The following is an 18,729-nucleotide window of genomic DNA, read 5'->3' on the forward strand; positions in this document are numbered from 1 at the left end:
CCTGCGCGGGGGCGGTGCGGGCCGCGGTCGACAGGGAGCGGAGTGCTTGCGCGGGGGCCGCGCAGGCTGAGGTCAGTCCAGCACGCGCGCGAGATAGGCGCGGATCATCTCCCGGGCCTCCGCGATGATCCGTTCGTCCCCCTCCGGCGCCATCCGGAACGCCAGATGCACGAGGGTGTCCGCGGTCTCCACGGCGACGAGGAAGGCGCGGCGCAGGTCCTCGTCGGGCTCGCGGTCGAGGTAGCCGGAGAGGAGTGCGGTGAGGCGGTCGGCGACGCGGTGGTTGGGTTCGGCGCGGGTGCCCACCGGGATCTGGTTTCCGAAGTCGACGAGGGAGAAGCCGGGCGCGGTGCGCTTCATGGCGAGGTACTCGTCGAGGACGGCGTCCAGGGCGTCCCGCCAGCCTCCGTCGGCGCCCTTGAGGCGTTCGCCGACCTGCTCGCTGAAGCGTTCGAGGTTGCGCTGGGCGAGGGCGTCGGCCATCTGCCGTTTGTTGCCGAAGAAGCGGTACACGGAGCCGATGGGGACGCCGGCCCGCTGGGCGACGGCCCGGGTGCTCAGGTCGTCGTAGCCGACCTCGTCGAGGAGGTCGGCGCAGGCGTCGAGAATCCTGGTCAGCCGTTCGGCGCTGCGCCGCTGCACGGGCGCTCGGCGCAGCGGCGGCTCGGGGGTCGCGGGTGTCGCGTGGGGCACGGGCTTCATGATGCCTTTCCGGCGCGGTCCGGTGAACCTCGCCCCCCAGTACGCACATACGTGCCCGGTGCACTCAGTACGTCCGGGGAGACCGACGTGTCCGGCGTGCCCTCCGCGCCGGACACCGTGATGTCCGCCGTGCTCTCCACGGGGTCGCCGTCGGCCGCCCACACGGTGCCGTCGTCGGCGTAGAGCCGGGCGGTGACGGTGTGGGTGCCGCGCGGGACGAGGTCGCCGGGGATTCGGTACTCAGGGGTGCGCAGCCGGGTGACGAGGTCGCCGTCGACGTACAGGTAGGCGAGCCCGCGCCCCTCCACCGGTGTCGCCCTGGCGCCCGGCGGCGAGAAGCGGAAGCGGGTGAGGGTCAGGCGTACGTCCCAGCCGCCGTCGGTGTCGGGCGTGACCTCGATGCCGACCTCGGGGGCGTCCTTGCCGTCCACCTCGCGGTAGTGCCGCCCTTCCTCGTCGGTGTCCTTGAGGACCTTGCCCACCGGTGAAGGTGAGACCGCTTTCTCCTTCTGCCCCGCATCGCCGGCGTCGCAGCTCGCGGTTCCGGTCAGCACTAGGACACAGACCGCGAGCGCGGCCGGGAGGGCCCGCGTCCACGTCATGACGGCGAGAGTAGAACAGCCGTCCGGAAGTCGGATCCCCCTGGAGGTGGGTTCTCCTCCTCCCTGATGAGGAGGCCGGACCCCCAACCCCCGTCCGGCGCGGGCTCGGGGCACCTCTTGCGGAGGCGAAATCGCAATCCTACGGTGGACCATAGGAATCAGACCGCGAGGGAGCGATCATGAGCGGGGACATGCGGAAGACCGCGGAGGGACTCACCTACCTCTCCGGGTTCGGCAACGAGCACAGCTCGGAGGCGGCCCCGGGGGCCCTGCCGGAGGGCCGCAACTCACCGCAGCGCGCCCCCCTCGGCCTGTACGCGGAGCAACTGAGCGGCACGGCTTTCACCGAGCCCCGCGCGCACAACCGCCGCTCCTGGCTGTACCGCATCCGCCCCTCGGCCGCCCACCCGGCGTTCACCCACACCCACAACGGCCGGCTCCGTACGGCCCCCTTCACCGAGTCCGTCCCCGACCCGAACCGGCTGCGCTGGAACCCCCTCCCCGAGCCCGCCGAGGGCACCGACTTCCTGGCCGGCCTGTGGACCCTCGGCGGCAACGGCGACGTGGCCCAGCGCTCCGGCATGGCCGTGCACCTCTACCACGCCACCGACTCCATGGACCGGGTCTTCAGCGACGCCGACGGCGAGCTGCTGATCGTCCCGGAGCGCGGCGGCCTCCTGCTGCGCACCGAGTTCGGGCTGCTGCACGCCGAGCCCGGCCATGTCGCCCTGATCCCGCGCGGCGTCCGCTTCCGGGTGGAGCTCCTCGACGCGTCGGCCCGCGGCTACGTCTGCGAGAACTACGGCGCCCCCTTCCGCCTCCCCGACCTCGGCCCGATCGGCGCCAACGGCCTGGCGAACGCCCGGGACTTCAAGGCACCCGTCGCCGCGTACGAGGACGTCGAGGGCCCGGTGGAGGTGGTGAACAAGTTCTGCGGCAACCTCTGGACGGCCACCTACGACCACTCCCCGCTGGACGTCGTCGCCTGGCACGGCAACCTCGTGCCGTACGTCTACGACCTGCGCCGCTTCAACGTCATCGGGACGATCTCGTACGACCACCCGGACCCGTCGATCTTCACGGTGCTGACGTCGCCGAGCGACACCCCCGGGCTCGCCGGGGTCGACTTCGTCGTCTTCGCGCCGCGCTGGCTGGTCGGCGAGGACACCTTCCGGCCGCCGTACTTCCACCGGAACGTGATGAGCGAGTACATGGGCCTGATCGAGGGAGCCTACGACGCGAAGACTTCCGGCCCCGGGGGCTTTGTGCCCGGCGGCGGATCGCTGCACAACATGATGTCGGCACACGGTCCGGACCGGGAGACCTTCGACAAGGCGAGCGCGGCCGAACTGAAGCCGCAGAAGGTGGACGACGGGCTGGCGTTCATGTTCGAGACGCGGTGGCCGGTGACGCTCACCGCGCACGCGGCCCGCGCGGACCATCTGCAACGGCACTACGACGACGTGTGGCAGAGCATGGAGCGGCACTTCCGCCCCTTGCACTGAAGATCCCCTACCGGTACGGATGTTCCCCGTGACCTCCTTCGCCCCGGACTCGATCGTCCTGAACCGCAAACTGCCGCTCTGGTATCAGGTGTCGCAGTCGCTGCGCGCCTCGATACTGGGCCGTTCGCCCCGGGACCCGCTGCGGCTGCCCACCGAGGAGCAGCTGGCGGGGCACTACAGGGTGAGCGTGCTGACCATGCGGCAGGCGCTGAAGGAGCTGGAGGACGAGGGGCTGATCACCCGCCACCGCCGACGCGGCACGTTCATCGAGCCGAAGGCGCTGCGGACCGCGCCGGTGCGGCTGCTCGGCTCGGTGGACGCGATCGTGGCCCAGCAGTCCGGCATGACCACGGAACTCCTCGCCCACGGCAGGGGGCCGGTGCCGGGCGAACTCACCGAGTACTTCCCCGGGCTGGACGAGGTGGGGACGTACCACCGGCTGCGCTCGGACGAGAAGACCGGCGAGCCGACGAACCACGCCCGCAACTGGGTCCGCCCCGAACTCGCCGCCCGTATCGACCCCGAAGACCTCGTCCGCTGGCCCATGACCAAGGTGCTGCGCGATGTCGTCGGCGCGGACATCGGGCGCATCACGGACACCGTGGAGGCGCGGCTCGCGGACCCGGAGACGGCCCAGCTGCTCCAAGTCCCGCTGCTCAGCCCGATCCTGCACTACACCGGTGTCACCTACGACCCGCAGGGGCAGGTGCTGGACGCGGCGGTCATCCACTACCGCGGCGACCGCTTCTCCTTCACGGTGACCTTGGAGGCGACCTGACCCCGGTGCCGTATCGAAGTCGTACGATGCCCAGCGTGACGCACGACGACGCTCCGCTGCTCGCGGACCTCATGCCGTGGTCCGTCGCACCGCCGCGGCTCGGCCGGGGGTGGCCGGCGGGCCCCGACTCCGCATCCCTGAAAGCCCGCTGGGACGCGCTGCTGAAGGCCGAAGGCCCCGATCGCGAGGCCCTGTTCGAGCCGACGCGCTCGCGCACCCTGCGTTCGGCGGTGGGGCAGTTGCCGGGCCGGACCGGCGGCACCGAGAAGCTGATCCGGGCGACCGGCCCCTGCCCCGAGCCCGTCCGGGTGCTGTACGCCCCCTTCGACGAGCAGTGGTTGATCCCCGACCACCGTCTGATCGACTCCGCCCGCCCGGAGTTGTGGCGGGTGGCGGACGACGACCAGGTGTTCGTGGCGGAGACGGCGGGCGGCGGCCCGGGCCCGCTGCTGGTCGCCACGTCGCTGTTCCCGCTGCTGCGGCCCGGCCGCGTCCGCCCGCTGTACCGCCGCCCCGGAGGCACCGAACCGAACCTGGCGCCGGGGCTGCTGGCGCTGCTGGGCGAGCGTCTGGGCCGGCAGCCCGCTCCTCTGGACGTCCTCGCCTGGATCATGACGGCGATCCGCCCCGACCTGGCCGTCCCGCTCACCGACGACCCCGAACTCTGGGCGCGGGGCGTGGAGTCGGGCCACCGCCTGCTGTGGCTCATGCGCCGCGACGGCGAACGCCCCCGGCTGCCGGGCGGCCGCCGCCCCTACGTCCGCGCTCCCCTGCCCTCCCGCCCCCTCACCCTGCATTACGACCGCGACGAGGAGACCCTCCACCTGGACGAGGGCCGCATCTCCCCGGTACCGCCGGAGGCCTGGGACTACGAGGTGAGCGGGGTCCGGGTCCTGGAGGAGTGGTTCACGGCCCGGACGGCGGAACCCGAGCCGGGCACGCTGGCGGCGATCCGCCCGGCGACCTGGACCCAGACGTGGACATCGGAACTGCTGGAGCTCATCACGGTGTTGGCGCTGCTGGCGGAAGTGGAGCCGCTGGAGGACGAGTTGACGTCCGGGATCAGGGCGGCGGACCTGCGCAGGGCGGGCGTGCTGCCGGTGCCGGACTGGGCTCGGGGGCCGGCGTCGGTGCTCGACGGTCACGAAGAAGGCCCCGAGGGTCAACTCACCCTGCTTTAGCGCCTCTCCGGATCGAACGCGTCCAGCACCCGCTCCAACGCCCGCCGGAACACCCCCTCCAGATCGATCGGCCCGCTCTGCTCCATGAACGCCGCCGCCAGCCTCGGGTACGCCCCGGTCGCCACCTGACTCCCGAGGTAGGCGATCCGCACCGCGTTCTCCTCCTCCTCTGACCATGGCATCGACCGTGTCCGCTCAGCCGTGGCGATCTCGTTCGCGGTGTACGTGGTCACCACCCCGTTGAGCAGCGCGACCAGCTCCGTCTTGGTGGCGAACGGCAGGTCGAGCGGCTCCAGGCACTCCAGGCAGTGCTCCAGGTAGCGCAGGCTGTTCGGGCTGAACCCGTAGACCCCTGACATCAGCCGCGGCACCCAGGTGTGCCGGTGCATGATCCCGCGCGTCTCCATCGCGTTGCGGAGCATGTCGGCCCGCCAGTCACCCGAAGGTTCCCGGATCTCGTGCTCGGCGCCGATCGCGTCGATCATCAGCTCGTACAGGTCCTCCTTACGGGGGACGTAGTTGTACAGCGACATGGTCCCGCAGCCCAGCTCGGCCGCGACCCGCCGCATCGACACCCCGTCCAGCCCCTCCGCGTCGGCGATCCGCACCGCCGCCGCCGCGATGTCGGCACGGGTGTACGCCGGCTTCGGCCCACGGCCGGCGCGCTCGGGGCGCGCCCAGATCACTTCGGGTACGGCCGCTCGGCCCGCCATCGATCATCACCTCGGCCACCATCCTAGTTACGTACAGCGTACGTAGTGCGCTATGGTCACCTCATGACTACTACGTACGCTGTACTTAGTGAGGGTCTGGAGAAGCGGTTCGGCGAGGTGCGCGCCCTGCGCGGGCTGGACCTCGCCGTCCCGCGGGGCACGGTCTGCGGGGTGCTCGGGCCGAACGGGGCGGGCAAGACGACGGCGGTACGGCTGCTGACGACGCTGCTGCGCCCGGACGCCGGGTCGGCCAGCGTCGCGGGGCACGACCTGGTCCGCGAGGCCGCCGCCGTACGCCGCGCCATAGGCGTGACCGGGCAGTACGCGTCGGTCGACGGGGACCTCACCGGGCGGCAGAACCTGCGGCTGTTCGCCCGGCTGCACCGGATGCGGGCGCCGAACGAGCGGGCCGGTGAGCTGCTGGAGCGCTTCGGGCTGACCGAGGCCGCCGACCGGCCCACGTCCACCTATTCGGGTGGGATGCGCCGCCGACTGGACCTCGCGGCGAGCCTGGTCCGCCGCCCCGAGATCCTCTTCCTGGACGAGCCGACGACCGGCCTCGACCCGGCGAGCCGCGGCGCCATCTGGGACGCGGTACGCGCGCTGAAGCAGGACGGCACGACGGTCCTGCTGACCACGCAGTACCTGGAGGAGGCGGACCAGCTCGCCGACGACATCGCCCTGGTGGACCGGGGGCTGGTGGCCCACACCGGATCGCCGGCCCAGCTCAAGGCCGTCATCGGCACCTACGTCGAGGTCGTCGTCGCCGATCCGGAGGTGCTCGTCGAGGCGGCGGGCGTGCTCGACCGGCTCACCGGCGGACGGCCGACGTTCGACCACGAGCGGGCGGCCGTCGGCGCGGTCACCCGGGACACCACGCTCACGCTGCCCCGGCTGGTGCGTGAACTGGACGCGGCCGGGGTGCCGTTGCTCGACGCCAGCCTGAAACCGCCCACGCTCGACGACGTGTTCCTGCGTCTGACAGCCCAACAAGAGCAGGAGGTCGCCGCATGAGCACCCTCGCCTTCGACGGGACGGCCATGCTGGGCCGCCAGCTGCTGCGGGTCCGCAACAACCCGGCGCTGGTGATCCTGACCCAGACCATGCCGATCAGCATGCTGCTGTTCTTCGGCTATGTCTTCGGCAGCGCGCTGGCGATGCCGGGCGCGGAGTACCGCTCGTTCCTGGTGCCGGGCCTCCTTGTGGCGACCGCCGCCAACGGGATCATGACCGGCATGTTCCAGGCCGCGCAGGACGTCCACCGGGGCGTGACGGACCGGCTGCGCACCCTGCCGGTCAGCCGGGCCGCCGTACCGGTGGGACAGGCGGTGGCGGACGTGCTCGTCACGGCCGTCGGCACGGTGCCGTTCCTGCTCGTCGGGCTCGCGGTGGGGTGGCGGATCGAGGGGTCGGCGCTCGAGGCGGTCGCGGCCGTGGGGCTGTTGCTGCTGTTCCGGTTCGCGTGCACCTGGGCCGGGATCTTCCTCGGGCTGCTGACGCGGAGCGAGGAGGCGGCCGGTCAGCTGGGCAGCGCGACGTTCATGCTGCCGCTGCTGTCCAACGCCTACATCCCGACCGGCAACCTGCCGGGCTGGCTGCGCACGATCGCCGAGTGGAATCCGATCAGCGCGCTCACCACGGCCCTGCGGGACCTGTTCGGCAACGCGCCGGTCCCGGAGGGTGCCGCCTGGCCGGTGGCGCATCCGGTCGCCGGGTCGCTGGCCTGGTGCGCGGTGCTGCTGGCGGTGTTCGTACCGCTCGGGGTGCGCCGGTACGCGCGCGGCGAGGGATGAATTCCGGTGACCGACGGGTGAGTTGAGCGGTCACAGGCACAGAGGAGCCCCGGGTGATCCCGGGGCTTCTTCGTCAACGGGTGGGTGTCGCCGACGAGTTCATGCGGGCGGGGGGAAGGTGTGTACTCGCGCCGGGCGGTCACCCCGGAGGGTGCCGCATGCCGTGGGGATGACGGACGACGGGGTCGCGGCGCCGTGCCGGACCGGGGCGACCGCCCGAGCGCGAGTCGGGAGCTCAGTGCCCGCCGAACAGCGAACGACGCAGTCGGCGCAGCGGCGCGAAGAGCGAGACCCGACGGACCCGCGCCTTCTGGTCGCTGTGGTTGCGTACGGGCTCACGCGCTGTCAGTTCCCGCATCAGCGTGGTGGCCTCGGCCGTCTTCTGCTGCGGCACGGCGGGACCCCCCAGCACCGCGAGATGGCGGTCGAGACGCGAACTGGTCGCGCTGCTCCCGCAGGTGATGGCAGGGACCCTCGCCCTGCTCCGCACTGTTATCTGTTCCATGTCACTCCCCACCCGTACGAGTCCACCCGGCCCGGGCAGGGTAACCCTATCGCCCCCACGGGGCACGCGTGTATCGAGGTCACAGGATTCACCTTCCCCGTAAGGGCGTTGACGACCCCTCTTTGATTACTCTCCGAATCCAACCGATTTCAGGGCGAGTTGGACAACCGGCTGGCTGGTGGGTTGCACTGAGCCACCATCGGGCTCGACGGTCACAGCGAGTGACGTGGCGGACTTGTCGAGACCGTTGGCGACCAAGGGCGTGTCGGCGTCGAAGAGCCCCAGGGAGCGCGGTTGCGCGCCGGGGCGCATGAGCCACAACTGGTTCACGCGGTCGCTCGGGATGTCGTCGTATCCGCTCAGGGTGATGACCGCCTGTCCCTCCGCCGCGGAGGCGACCACGCCGATGCTGCGGCCCCGCGCGTCCTTGCCGGTGCTGGCCCGGGCGTCCGGAGCCGCGAGAACGTGGGCGATCTCACGTGCCTGGGCGCGCTCGGCGTTCAGCTGGTCCTGCGTCTGGTTCGCCTGTACGGCGAACAGGGAGGCGACGACAAGAGCGGCGGCGGCCGTGGCGGTGGCGAAGGGCACGAACAGGGGGCGGCGTGCGCGGGGCGCCCCCCCACTGCCGGAAGCGTGGGACCGGCCCCCGGAGCGAGCGGGCGGCGCCTGGCGGCCCCAGACATGCGCCGGGAGCTGTGGCGCGTGCGTGCTGCGCACCGGCTGTTCCTGTGCGGTCGTGCGGACGGCGGCCAGCACCCGGTCCCGCATCGCGGGCGGCGGCGGGGCGGCCGTGGACCAGGCCAGCCGGACCGCGTCCTCGGACAGCGCGCGGACCTCGGCGGCGCAGACCGGACAGTTCCTCAAGTGCTTCTCGAAGCGGGTCCGCTCGGCCGGCTCCAGCGCGTCCAGGGCGTAGGGGGCGGCCAGCGAGTGCGGGTCGTCGCGGCGCAGCAGTTTGTCGAGCAGGCTCACGCCACACCTCCCAGGCACTCGCGCAGCCGGGTCAGTCCGTCGCGCATCCGGGTCTTGACGGTGCCCAGCGGCAGCGAGAGCCGCTCGGCCACCTCACGGTAGGTGTAACCGTCGTAGTAGGCCAGGGTGACGGACTGCCGCTGGAGGTCGGTGAGCCGTTCCAGGCAGCGGCGCACCCACTCGCGTTCGAGCCCCGCCTCCACTTCCTCGGTCACCTGGTCGAAGGCGGGGTGGTGGGCACGCCAGGCCTCGCGCTGCTCGCGCTCACCGGCCGCGCGGGCGCTGCGCACCCGGTCCACGGCCCGCCGGTGGGCGAGGGTGAGGACCCAGGACAGGGCACTGCCCCGGCCGGGGTCGAACCGCGCGGCGGACCGCCAGAGCTCCAGCAGCACTTCCTGGGCCACCTCCTCGGACTGCGCGGGATCGCGCACCACACGCCGTACGAGGCCGAACACCGGCCCGGACACCAGTCCGTACAGCTTCTCGAATGCCCTCTGGTCACCGCCGGCCACGAGTACCAGAAGCTCGTCCGCCTCCAACTCGTCTCCCCCTCCCGCGAGTCCACATCTGGGCCGCCCCGTCTCACGAGGTATTCGCAACGAACACACCTCCGGATGGGGTTACGGATCAGAAGGCCGAAAACGCGGGTCCAACTGCGAGGAAATAAGTTTTCAGGTTCGACCAATCCGGCCCGCCCCCCGCTCCGAATCCCCCAGCGTCAGGCAAGTTGGGACTGAGGACGGACGGCATGACACCTAACTCCAGGAGCGGTGCGGGGCGCAGGAGCCTCGCGACCCTCATCTGCGCTGCGCTGGCCACCGGCGGGCTCGCCGCCGCCGGCGTGGCCACGCTGGAACCGGGGGCGGCCTCCGCCTCCAGCCACCGGGAGGCCCCGCTGATCTCGGGGACCCCGCAGTACGACAACACCGACCTGTACGCGTTCGTCAGCCCCGACAAGCCGGACTCGACGACGATCATCGCCAACTGGATCCCGTTCGAGGAGCCCGGGGGCGGCCCGAACTTCTACCAGTTCGCCGAGGACGCGCAGTACGACGTCCACATCGACAACAACGGTGACGGACAGGGCGACCTGCTCTACCGCTTCACCTTCAAGACGCACGTCAAGAACAAGAAGTCGTTCCTGTACAACACCGGCGTCGTCGACAGCCTCGACGACCCGGACCTGAACGTGACGCAGACGTACGACATCGAGCTCTTCCGGCTGAAGTACGGCAGGGTCCAGTACAAGACGAAGGTCGCCGACGACATCCCGGTGGCGCCGTCGAACGTCGGCAAGGCGTCCATGCCGAACTACGAGAAGCTGCGCGACCAGGCGGTCTACAAGCTTCCCGGCGACGCGACGGCCTTCGCCGGCCAGGCCGACGACCCGTTCTTCGCGGACCTGCGCGTCTTCGACCTGCTGTACGGCGGGAACCTCAGCGAGGTCGGCAACGACACGCTCAAGGGCTACAACGTCAACTCGATCGCCCTCCAGGTGCCGAACGACGTGATAGCCGAGTCCTCGCACCAGCCGGTCGTGGGCATCTGGTCGACGACCCAGCGCAGGAACGCCCGGGGCTACTACTCCCAGGTCTCGCGCCTCGGGAACCCGCTCGTCAATGAGGTCGTCAACCCGCTGAAGGACAAGGACAAGTTCAACGCGTCCGTGCCCACGGACGACGCGCAGTTCCTGAAGAACGTGACCAACCCCGAACTGCCGAAGCTCATCGAGGCGATCTACAAGATCCCCGCCCCGAAGGAGCCTCGCAACGACCTCGTGGACGTGTTCCTCAAGGGAGTGAAGGGGCTGAATCAGCCGCCCTACGTGCGGCCCGCAGAAGAGCTGCGCCTCAACACGTCCATCAAGCCCACCGATTCTCCGAAGCGGCTCGGTGTGCTTGATGGCGACAACGCCGGGTTCCCGAACGGGCGCCGTCTGACGGACGACGTGATCGACGCGTCGCTCCAGGTCGTCGAGGGTGAACTGGTCGGTTCCAAGAACGACTTGGGCGACGCCGTCGACAAGAACGACAAGGACTTCGAGAAGTCCTTCCCGTACGTCGCGCTGCCGACCGAGGGGTCCCGGGGGCCGCTCGCCAAGGGCACGACGGACGGCGCCGACGTCCGCAACCAGCTGGGTGACGCGTTGCAGCCGGCCGGGGTTTCAGGGTCGGACGACACGACGCTGATCGCCGCGTCTGCCGGGGCGGGCGCCGCCGGGATCCTGCTCATCGGAGGCGGTCTCATGTGGTGGCGGCGGATGAGGTCTCGGGCGTACTAGGCCGGTTCCTCGGGTGCGGGTGTGTGGGGGCTGGTCGCGCAGTTCCCCGCGCCCCCAAGCATCCGCAGTCGTCCCCCCTCGACTGGCGCGGCCCGCACATACTCAACCCCCACGGTGCGGGCCGCGTCGCACGCTCATCAACTTCCTTGCACAGCAAGCCTCGTAACTAGGAGAGGGCATGGCCTCGCGTACGAACGCCGATGAGTCGGAGACGTCGGCCGAGAGTGCCGTCGCGCGGCGGGTGCGGCTCGGTGGGTCGGCCGTGCTGCTGGCCATCGCGCTGACCGCCGGGTCCATCGCCGTCGGCGCGCTGCGGGACGGCGGCACCACGACGACGGCCGCCGCCGCGCCGAGTGCCGTGTCACCGGCGCTGCTCACCGGCGGCGACCTCGACACGAGCATCGCCTCCCTCCAGGACCATCTCCGGTCCCAGCCCAAGGACTTCGGCGGCTGGGCCACCCTCGGTCTCGCCTACGTCGAGCAGGCCCGCACCAAGGGCGACCCGTCCCGCTACCCGCAGGCCGACAAGGCCCTGGCGCGCTCCCTGAAGCTGGCGCCCGACAACGAACAGGCCCTCGCCGGCCGCGCCGCCCTCGCCGCGGCCCGGCACCAGTTCGCCGACGCCCTGAAGTACGCCGACCAGGTGCTGAAGCAGAACCCCTACGACGAACGCGCCCTGTCCTCCCGCGTCGACGCCCTCGTCGAACTCGGCCGCTACGGCGACGCCGCGAAGGCCGCCGACACGGCCGACGACCGCAAGCCCGGCATCCCGGTCTTCACGCGGTACGCCTACGTGAGGGAGCTGCGCGGCGACGTCGGCACCGCCGAGCGGGTGCTGAAGCAGGCCCTCGGCTCCGCGACCACCCCGGGCGACGTGGCGTACGTCGCCGCCCAGCTCGGTCAACTCGCGTGGAACCAGGGCGACTACAAGGCCGCCCTCACCGACTACGCCCGCGCGCTCGCCGCCGACGAGGACTACATCCCGGCGCTCGAGGGCCGGGCCCGCGCCCAGGCCGCGAGCGGCGACCGGGCCGGCGCCCTCAAGACCATGGCGGACGTCGTCGCCCGCTATCCGCTGCCCGGCCCGCTCGTCGAACTAGGCGAGCTGTACCAGCAGGCCGGCGACCAGGAGAAGGCCGACGACCAGTACGCGCTCGTCGACGCCTGGATCGCCCTCGCCCGCGCCAACGGCGTCAACGCCGACCTCGACACCGCCCTCGCCGCCGCCGACCACGGCGACAAGGCCGCGGCGCTGCGCGCGGCCCGCGCCGAGTGGAAACGCCGGCACACCGTGCACACCGCGGACGCCCTCGCGTGGGCCCTGCACGTCAACGGCAAGGACGCCGAAGCCCTCCCCTACGCCCGCCAGGCCACCGCCACCGGCTACCGCAACGCCGCGTTCCTCTACCACCGCGGCATCATCGAGCGGGCCACGGGCCACACCAAGGACGCCCGCTCCCACCTCAAGGCCGCGCTGAAGCTGAACCCCGGTTTCTCGACTCTGGGCGCGGCCGAGGCCCGTAAGGCACTGAAGACCCTGGAGGCGGCCAAGTGAAGTCCCGTCGCCTGTTCGCCTCCGGTGCGGCCGTCCTGACGGCCGTGTGCGCGCTCGTGCTCGTCCCCTCCAGCAGCGCGAGCGCGCACCCCCTCGGCAACTTCACCGTCAACCGCTACGACGGACTCGTCGCCGCCCCCGGACAGCTCCGCGTCGACCATGTCGAGGACCTGGCCGAGATCCCGGCGACGCAGGCCGAGCCGGACATCGAGAAGCAGGGCATGACCGGGTGGGCCCGGCAGCGCTGCGAGACGGCCGCGCAGGGCGGCGAGGTCACGGTCGACGGCGCCGCGGCGAGCCTGAGCGTCCGGAGCAGCAAGGCGACGGTCCGGCCCGGTCAGGCCGGGCTGCACACCCTCCGCGTGGAGTGCGAGCTGACGGCGCCGCTCCCCGAGGACGCGACCGTGGCGCTGACCTTCCACAGCGCGGGGACGGACTCCGGGCCCGGCTGGCGGGAGATCACCGCGCGCGGCGACCGGATGACCCTCACCGCGTCGGACGTACCGAAGACCTCGGTCTCCCACGAACTGACCAGCTACCCCGGGAAGTTGCTCTCCTCCCCCGCCGACACCACCACCGCCTCCGTGCGTGTCCGCCCCGGCGGGCCCGCCCTGGCCGAGGACCGCGAGGACGCCCCGGCCGCCTCCGTCCTGCCGCGCGGCGCCGACCGCTGGACGCGGGCGCTGGACTCCCTGGTCGCCCGCCACGACCTCACCGTGGGCTTCGCCGCGCTCGCCCTTCTCATCGCCGTCGCCCTCGGCGCGCTCCACGCGCTCGCACCGGGCCACGGCAAGACCCTCATGGCCGCGGTGGCCACCGCCCGCGGCGGCAAGGCCCGCCTCAAGGACGTCATGCCCCTGGCCGCGTCGGTCACGGTCACCCACACCCTCGGTGTGGTCGCCCTGGGCCTCCTCGTCACGGCGGGCTCGGGAGCGGCGCCCTCGGTCATCACCTGGCTGGGCGTCGCGAGCGGGGTACTGGTGACGGGGGCGGGGCTGACCCTCGTACGACGGGCCTGGCACCAGCGCGCCCACGGGCACGCGCACGCACCTGCCCCGGCCCCCCAGCGCGAGTTGGCGCTGGTCGGCGGTCACGACCACGATCACGGCCACGCACATGACCATGACCATGACCACGGTCACGCGCATGACCATGACCACCACCACGACCACAGTCACTCCCACACCCATACACACACCCACGGCGGCTTCACCCACACCCACTCCATCGCCCCCACCCTCCGCGGCACGATCCTCCTCGGCTTCGCCGGTGGGCTCGTCCCCAGCCCCTCCGCGGTCGTCGTGCTCGTCGGCGCGATGGCGCTCGGGCAGGCCTGGTTCGGGTTCCTGCTCGTCGTCGCGTACGGCGTCGGACTCGCCCTCACGCTCAGCGCGGCGGGATTCGCCGTCGTCAGGCTGGGTACCGGGATGAATCGGCTGCTGGACCGGCGTCCGCGCTGGACCACGCATCCGGTCACGGCACTCGTGCGGCGGCACGCGCCCCTGTTGTCGGCGTTCCTCGTGGTGGCGCTCGGGGCTGGATTGGTGCTCAAGGGGGCGGCATCCGCACTCGGCTGAGCTACTTTTGGGGAGAAATCACGCGAAGTCAGGCCGAGTCGCGAACGCTGCGAACGTTGCGAATGGGGGACGCCCGTGTCCGAAGAGCCGGGCCGTGAACGTCTGATCGCCGGCCGGTACCGCCTCCTGTCCCCGCTCGGCGAGGGCGGCATGGGAACCGTGTGGCGCGCCCGTGACGAGGTGCTGCACCGCGAGGTCGCCGTCAAGGAGGTGCGGGCACCGGCCGGGCTGCCGGCCTCCGAGGTGGAGCGGATGTACGCCCGCCTTGAGCGGGAGGCGTGGGCCGCGGCCCGGGTCGCCAACCGGAACGTGGTGACGGTGTACGACGTGGCCACCGAGGACGGCCGCCCCTGGATCGTCATGGAGCTGGTCAGGGGCGTCTCGCTCGCCGACGTGCTGGACGCCGAGGGCCCGCTGTCGCCGCAGCGCGCGGCGCACATCGGCGCCGAGATCCTCTCCGCGCTGCGGGCGGCGCACGAGGCGGGGGTGCTGCACCGGGACGTGAAGCCGGCCAACGTGCTGATGTCGAACGACGGGCGGGTGGTGCTCACCGACTTCGGCATCGCCATGGTCGAGGGCAGTTCGGCGCTGACGATGACCGGCGAGGTGATCGGCTCGCCCGAATTCCTGGCCCCGGAGCGGGCGTTGGGGCGTACGCCGGGTCCGGAGTCGGACCTGTGGTCGCTGGGCGTGCTGCTGTACGCGGCGGTCGAGGGCAACTCCCCGTTCCGGCAGAACACCCCGCTGAGCACCCTGCGCGCGATCGTCGACGAGGAGCTGCCGACCCCGCACCGGGCCGGTCCGCTCGCCCCCGTCATCGAGGGGCTGCTGCGCAAGGACCCGGCCGAGCGGCTGCCCGCCGACCGCGCCGAGCAGGATCTGCGGATCATCGCGGCCGGAGGCACGCTGCGCTCGGGCGCGGTCCCGCCGGGGCCCCTTCCGTATACACCGACGTTCGCCGGACACCGCGAGGAGCCGCCGACGGCGCCGCTGCCGCCCACGGCTCCCACGCGGGCCGCGCCGACGACGGCGCCCGAGCCTCCCGAGCGCAACCGCCGTGCCGCGGTCGTCCTGATCGCGGGCGTCGCCGCTCTGGCGCTGGCGGCAGCGGGGCTGACGTACGCCCTGCTCAACCGGGGCGACGGCGATGGCGGCGACGCCCGTACCGGCAGCAGCACCAGCCGGAGCGAGACCACGGCCAGTTCGCCGGGGCAGGACACCGAGGCGCCGCCGCCCTCGTCGTCCGAGCCGGCCACCCCCACCACGAGCGCGCCCGCGCCGCAGACCGTGCAGGTCGTGCTGTCCGGCGCGCACACGGATTACGCGGGGACGTGTCCGCCGGCGCAGTCCGAGGCGCCCTCCTTCACGGCGACGATCACGGTGAGCCGGCTGCCGGCGCAGGTGACGTACCGCTGGAAGTCCAAGGACGGCAAGGTCATGGACCAGGGCTGGAAGACGCTGGTGTTCTCCGAGGGGGGCGGCAAGTCCAAGCAGGACACGGCGTTCGTGACGACGTACGACGACAGCGGGACGTATCGGAACGAGATCAGTGTCGAGGTGCGCGATCCGCAGCACCGGACGTCGAACTCCGTGCCGTTCTCGGTGACGTGCGAGACGGAGACCCCGACGGGCGGGGCCTCCGTCTCTCCGACTGCTACCGAGTGAGGCTCAGGCCGCGCTGTTCATGACGGGCAGATAGCCGCCGGACTGGCCGGCCGCGGTGGGGTGGTACGACTCGCCGATGTTGAGCCAGTTCAGGCTGTGCAGCCACGAACTGCCGGAGCAGATCTCGTGGTTGGTGAAGGTGCCGCGGACGTCACCCCAGGTGAAGCCGTGGTCCGCGGCGCGCTTGGCGACGGCGGCGTCGAGGTAGTCGGCGGCGCCGTTGATCGCCGAGCGCTTGGTCTCTGACAGGCCCACGCAGGTGGTGCCGAGCTTGTAGAAGCGCGGGTAGCCGAGGACGACCACATGGGCGTTGGGGGCCTTGCTGCGGATCGCCGAGTAGACGGAGTCGAGCTGTCCGGGGAGCGTCGAGTCGACGTACGCCTTGGCGGTGTTGATGCGGGACAGGCAGGCGCTGTCGGACTGGAGCACACAGGTCGTCATGACGTCGGAGAAGCCGGCGTCGTTGCCTCCGATGCTGATCGAGACGAGCGCCGTGCTGGTGGTGAGGGTGCCGAGCTGGTTCGCCAGAACATCACCCGTTCGAGCGCCCGAGCAGGCCTTGAAGCTGAACGACGAGGGTGAGTTGGCGGCGGCCCAGAGGTAGGGGTAGGCCTTCGTGCTCTGTTTGCAGTCGCCGCTGGAGGAGATGTAGCTGCCGGCGCCGACCCCGGACGAGTAGGAGTCGCCGAGGGCCACATAGGGGCCGGTCGCCGCCTGAGCCGAGGTCGCCCCGGTGAGGGCGGCGCCGGCGGCGAGGAGGAGCGAGGTGACGTAAGCGGCAAATCGGGAACGTCTCATGGAACCTCCCTTTAGCAGGATCTCTGCCACAACCGTCGTAGCAACTACGCGTGTTGACGGGAAGTGTCCATGCCAAGACTTTTCAGGTCGTACACACCGCGACCCGGCGCGTTCGCACGGTGTTTGATTACGTGGGCATGACAGGTTTGTTGACGGGTGCTCAACACCCTTGAGCCACGCCCGTAGATGACCGAGTCTTTACTCAGCCCGAGACGGGAACGCGACGTTCCGGGTCGTGTGCGCGATCACGCGCGCACCCCCCACAGACGCCCGCCCGACCCCGGCGCGCGTCGCCTATGAGGAGGACTCCCTCGTAATGGCACAACTGCGTAGCAAGAAGCTCCGGTTCGCCGCGATAACCGGCCTGGCGACCGCCGCCCTCGTCGGCGGGCTCACCACCCTCCCCGCCCAGGCCGCCCCGGCCGAGGGCAAGGTCCTTGCCGCCGACTCCCCCACCGCGATCAAGGACAGCTACATCGTCACGCTCAAGTCCGGGTCCGCCGGCCTGAAGGCGAGCTCGGCCGCGGGCAAGAACCTGGTCAAGGAGTACGGCGGCACGGTCAAGAAGACGTTCGGCACCGTGCTGAACGGCTACTCGGCCACCCTCTCGGCGACCGAGGCCCGCAGACTCGCGGCCGACCCGGCCGTGGCCCACGTCGAGCAGAACCAGGTCGTGAAGCTGACCGACACCACGCAGTCCAGCGCCCCCTGGGGCCTCGACCGCATCGACCAGGCCGCGCTTCCGCTCTCCGGCACGTACACCTACCCGGACAGCGCGGGCAGCGGCGTGACGGTCTACGTCATCGACACCGGCGTGCGCATCACCCACACCCAGATCAGCGGCCGTGCCTCCTACGGCTACGACGCGGTCGACGGCGACACCACCGCCTCCGACGGCAACGGCCACGGCACCCATGTGGCCACGACGATCGCGGGCAGCACCTACGGCGTCGCCAAGAAAGCGAAGATCGTGGCGGTGCGGGTGCTCGACGACAGCGGCTCGGGCACCACGGCCGGTGTGATCGCGGGCATCAACTGGGTGACCAACAACCACACCACCCCGGCCGTCGCCAACATGTCGCTCGGCGGCGGGGCCTCCACCTCGCTGGACACGGCGGTCTCCAACTCCATCGCGAGCGGCGTCACCTACGCCATCGCGGCGGGCAACAGCTCCGCCAACGCCTCCTCGTACTCCCCGGCCCGCGTCGCCAGCGCGATCACCGTCGGCGCCACGACCAGCACGGACGCCAAGGCCAGCTACTCGAACTACGGCTCGGTCCTGGACATCTTCGCGCCCGGCTCCTCCATCACGGCGGGCTGGAACACGAGCGACACCGCGACCAACACCATCTCCGGCACGTCGATGGCCACCCCGCACGTCGCGGGCGCCGCGGCGGTCTACCTCGCCGGCCACACCTCGGCCTCCCCGGCCACGGTCGCCTCGGCCCTGGTGAACGGCGCCACCTCCGGCGTGGTCACCAGCGCGGGCAGCGGCTCGCCGAACAAGCTCCTCAAGGTCGTCCCGTAGCCCACACGTGAACTTCCGTTCCCCGGAGGCGACTTGCGCCTCCGGGGAACACTCGTCCCGTGGTCCGGACCATCCCTCCCCACAGGTCCTCAGACCCTTGACGGCCGCCACGCGCCTGGGTCACATTGAAGCCCGGCATCCGGCGCTTCAGGGGGCAAAGTCGCCAATGCAGACCATCCGTATCAGGACATCTCCAAAGGATCAAGGCTCGGCGAGAGACCTCTCGCCGCTGCTCGCGGGCGCCGCCACGGCCGTCGGCGGGTTCGGCGCGCTCCTCGCGCTGACCGGCGCCAGCTCGCCGCTGCGCGGCCCGTTCACCCTGTTCTTCCTGCTGACGGCACCCGCCGTCGCCCTCGCCGTCGCGCTGCGCGGCCTCGAACCGCTCGCCCGGGTGCTCACCGCCCTGGCCAGCTCGGTCGTCGTGAACATGCTGGTGGCGCAGGGAATGCTGGCCACCCACCGGTGGTCCTACCGCGGCGGCGTCGTGGCGGTGACCGCGATCAGCGCGCTGCTCCTGCTGCTGCTGTGGGTACGACGGCGACGCGGCCGTACGAGGCCGGGACGGACTGCCTGA

Annotated in this window: 18 protein-coding genes; 11 read left to right on the top strand and 7 right to left on the bottom strand. The window is 71.5% G+C overall.

All coding sequences use genetic code 11. The features are described 5' to 3' along the window. Positions 1 to 72: 72 nt before the first annotated feature. Complete coding sequence (locus CRP56_RS08905) at positions 73 to 702, bottom strand: TetR/AcrR family transcriptional regulator (protein WP_097261979.1); 630 nt, start codon at positions 700 to 702, stop codon at positions 73 to 75. Further along, on the bottom strand, positions 699 to 1,304 hold the full coding sequence (locus CRP56_RS08910; protein ID WP_097261981.1) for a hypothetical protein: 606 nt from the start codon (positions 1,302 to 1,304) through the stop codon (positions 699 to 701). Before CRP56_RS08910 ends, CRP56_RS08905 begins: the two co-directional genes overlap by 4 nt. Before the next feature lie 179 nt (positions 1,305 to 1,483). Between CRP56_RS08910 and hmgA the strand changes: the two genes are divergently transcribed. From hmgA to CRP56_RS08925, 3 genes are read left to right on the top strand one after another with little or no spacing between them, the layout of a single operon-like run. Further along, a complete protein-coding gene (hmgA, locus tag CRP56_RS08915) occupies positions 1,484 to 2,809 on the top strand; it encodes a homogentisate 1,2-dioxygenase (protein WP_097261983.1) in 1,326 nt (441 codons plus the stop codon). 28 nt (positions 2,810 to 2,837) lie between these two features. Beyond that, positions 2,838 to 3,587, top strand: a complete 750-nt coding sequence (locus tag CRP56_RS08920; protein ID WP_097273858.1) for a GntR family transcriptional regulator — start codon at positions 2,838 to 2,840, stop codon at positions 3,585 to 3,587. Positions 3,588 to 3,613: 26 nt separating this feature from the next. After that, positions 3,614 to 4,768, top strand: a complete 1,155-nt coding sequence (locus tag CRP56_RS08925) for a type ISP restriction/modification enzyme (RefSeq protein WP_097261985.1) — start codon at positions 3,614 to 3,616, stop codon at positions 4,766 to 4,768. Here CRP56_RS08925 and CRP56_RS08930 read toward each other — a convergent pair. Then, complete coding sequence (locus CRP56_RS08930; RefSeq protein WP_097261987.1) at positions 4,765 to 5,481, bottom strand: TetR/AcrR family transcriptional regulator; 717 nt, start codon at positions 5,479 to 5,481, stop codon at positions 4,765 to 4,767. The two genes, CRP56_RS08925 and CRP56_RS08930, sit on opposite strands and share 4 nt — an antisense overlap. Before the next feature lie 63 nt (positions 5,482 to 5,544). Here CRP56_RS08930 and CRP56_RS08935 point away from each other — a divergent pair, with 63 nt between their 5' ends. Together CRP56_RS08935 and CRP56_RS08940 are read left to right on the top strand one after the other, a co-directional pair. After that, positions 5,545 to 6,495 carry an ATP-binding cassette domain-containing protein gene (locus CRP56_RS08935; RefSeq protein ID WP_097261990.1) on the top strand — a complete coding sequence of 317 codons (951 nt, stop codon included), beginning with the start codon at positions 5,545 to 5,547 and terminating at the stop codon, positions 6,493 to 6,495. Next, positions 6,492 to 7,274 (top strand): ABC transporter permease, encoded by a 783-nt coding sequence (locus CRP56_RS08940; RefSeq protein WP_097261993.1) that lies wholly within the window; start codon positions 6,492 to 6,494, stop codon positions 7,272 to 7,274. The genes CRP56_RS08935 and CRP56_RS08940 overlap by 4 nt, the downstream gene beginning before the upstream one ends. Before the next feature lie 235 nt (positions 7,275 to 7,509). Here the strand turns inward: CRP56_RS08940 and CRP56_RS08945 are convergent, their stop codons facing one another. The 3 genes from CRP56_RS08945 to CRP56_RS08955 form a co-directional block, all read right to left on the bottom strand. Next, complete coding sequence (locus CRP56_RS08945; RefSeq protein ID WP_097261995.1) at positions 7,510 to 7,779, bottom strand: hypothetical protein; 270 nt, start codon at positions 7,777 to 7,779, stop codon at positions 7,510 to 7,512. 126 nt (positions 7,780 to 7,905) lie between these two features. After that, the gene (locus CRP56_RS08950) at positions 7,906 to 8,751 is read right to left on the bottom strand and encodes an anti-sigma factor (protein WP_097261998.1); all 846 of its coding nucleotides are present in this window, start codon (positions 8,749 to 8,751) and stop codon (positions 7,906 to 7,908) included. After that, positions 8,748 to 9,290, bottom strand: a complete 543-nt coding sequence (locus CRP56_RS08955; RefSeq protein ID WP_097262001.1) for a sigma-70 family RNA polymerase sigma factor — start codon at positions 9,288 to 9,290, stop codon at positions 8,748 to 8,750. The genes CRP56_RS08950 and CRP56_RS08955 overlap by 4 nt, the downstream gene beginning before the upstream one ends. Before the next feature lie 209 nt (positions 9,291 to 9,499). On the opposite strand from CRP56_RS08955, the gene CRP56_RS08960 reads away from it, so the two are divergent. The 4 genes from CRP56_RS08960 (at position 9,500) to CRP56_RS08975 (ending at position 15,829) form a co-directional block, all read left to right on the top strand. Continuing rightward, the gene (locus CRP56_RS08960) at positions 9,500 to 11,032 is read left to right on the top strand and encodes a DUF4331 domain-containing protein (RefSeq protein WP_179850972.1); all 1,533 of its coding nucleotides are present in this window, start codon (positions 9,500 to 9,502) and stop codon (positions 11,030 to 11,032) included. Positions 11,033 to 11,210: 178 nt separating this feature from the next. Beyond that, a complete protein-coding gene (locus CRP56_RS08965) occupies positions 11,211 to 12,587 on the top strand; it encodes a tetratricopeptide repeat protein (RefSeq protein WP_107484043.1) in 1,377 nt (458 codons plus the stop codon). Beyond that, positions 12,584 to 14,164 (top strand): HoxN/HupN/NixA family nickel/cobalt transporter, encoded by a 1,581-nt coding sequence (locus CRP56_RS08970; RefSeq protein ID WP_097262004.1) that lies wholly within the window; start codon positions 12,584 to 12,586, stop codon positions 14,162 to 14,164. The genes CRP56_RS08965 and CRP56_RS08970 overlap by 4 nt, the downstream gene beginning before the upstream one ends. 75 nt (positions 14,165 to 14,239) lie before the next feature. Beyond that, positions 14,240 to 15,829, top strand: coding sequence for a serine/threonine-protein kinase (locus CRP56_RS08975; RefSeq protein WP_097262006.1), 1,590 nt, complete (start codon positions 14,240 to 14,242; stop codon positions 15,827 to 15,829). Positions 15,830 to 15,832: 3 nt separating this feature from the next. On the opposite strand, the gene CRP56_RS08980 is transcribed toward CRP56_RS08975, so the two are convergent. Continuing rightward, a complete protein-coding gene (locus CRP56_RS08980) occupies positions 15,833 to 16,627 on the bottom strand; it encodes an SGNH/GDSL hydrolase family protein (protein ID WP_097262009.1) in 795 nt (264 codons plus the stop codon). Between the two features lie 316 nt (positions 16,628 to 16,943). On the opposite strand from CRP56_RS08980, the gene CRP56_RS49070 reads away from it, so the two are divergent. Then, the gene (locus CRP56_RS49070) at positions 16,944 to 18,155 is read left to right on the top strand and encodes a S8 family peptidase (RefSeq protein ID WP_097262012.1); all 1,212 of its coding nucleotides are present in this window, start codon (positions 16,944 to 16,946) and stop codon (positions 18,153 to 18,155) included. A 166-nt stretch (positions 18,156 to 18,321) separates the two neighbouring features. Further along, positions 18,322 to 18,729, top strand: coding sequence for a hypothetical protein (locus CRP56_RS08990; RefSeq protein ID WP_257040321.1), 408 nt, complete (start codon positions 18,322 to 18,324; stop codon positions 18,727 to 18,729).

This window comes from Streptomyces sp. TLI_55 (assembly GCF_900206255.1).
Taxonomy (GTDB): Bacteria; Actinomycetota; Actinomycetes; order Streptomycetales; family Streptomycetaceae; genus Streptomyces; species Streptomyces aquilus.

Bases quoted from the DNA above. Each gene is read 5' to 3' on its own strand.
- CRP56_RS08905 (WP_097261979.1), bottom strand. From the start codon at position 702: ATGAAGCCCGTGCCCCACGCGACACCCGCGACCCCCGAGCCGCCGCTG.
- CRP56_RS08910 (WP_097261981.1), bottom strand. From the start codon at position 1,304: ATGACGTGGACGCGGGCCCTCCCGGCCGCGCTCGCGGTCTGTGTCCTA.
- hmgA (WP_097261983.1), top strand. From the start codon at position 1,484: ATGAGCGGGGACATGCGGAAGACCGCGGAGGGACTCACCTACCTCTCC.
- CRP56_RS08925 (WP_097261985.1), top strand. From the start codon at position 3,614: ATGCCCAGCGTGACGCACGACGACGCTCCGCTGCTCGCGGACCTCATG.
- CRP56_RS08930 (WP_097261987.1), bottom strand. From the start codon at position 5,481: ATGGCGGGCCGAGCGGCCGTACCCGAAGTGATCTGGGCGCGCCCCGAG.
- CRP56_RS08935 (WP_097261990.1), top strand. From the start codon at position 5,545: ATGACTACTACGTACGCTGTACTTAGTGAGGGTCTGGAGAAGCGGTTC.
- CRP56_RS08940 (WP_097261993.1), top strand. From the start codon at position 6,492: ATGAGCACCCTCGCCTTCGACGGGACGGCCATGCTGGGCCGCCAGCTG.
- CRP56_RS08945 (WP_097261995.1), bottom strand. From the start codon at position 7,779: ATGGAACAGATAACAGTGCGGAGCAGGGCGAGGGTCCCTGCCATCACC.
- CRP56_RS08960 (WP_179850972.1), top strand. From the start codon at position 9,500: ATGACACCTAACTCCAGGAGCGGTGCGGGGCGCAGGAGCCTCGCGACC.
- CRP56_RS08965 (WP_107484043.1), top strand. From the start codon at position 11,211: ATGGCCTCGCGTACGAACGCCGATGAGTCGGAGACGTCGGCCGAGAGT.
- CRP56_RS08980 (WP_097262009.1), bottom strand. From the start codon at position 16,627: ATGAGACGTTCCCGATTTGCCGCTTACGTCACCTCGCTCCTCCTCGCC.
- CRP56_RS49070 (WP_097262012.1), top strand. From the start codon at position 16,944: ATGGCACAACTGCGTAGCAAGAAGCTCCGGTTCGCCGCGATAACCGGC.
- CRP56_RS08990 (WP_257040321.1), top strand. From the start codon at position 18,322: ATGCAGACCATCCGTATCAGGACATCTCCAAAGGATCAAGGCTCGGCG.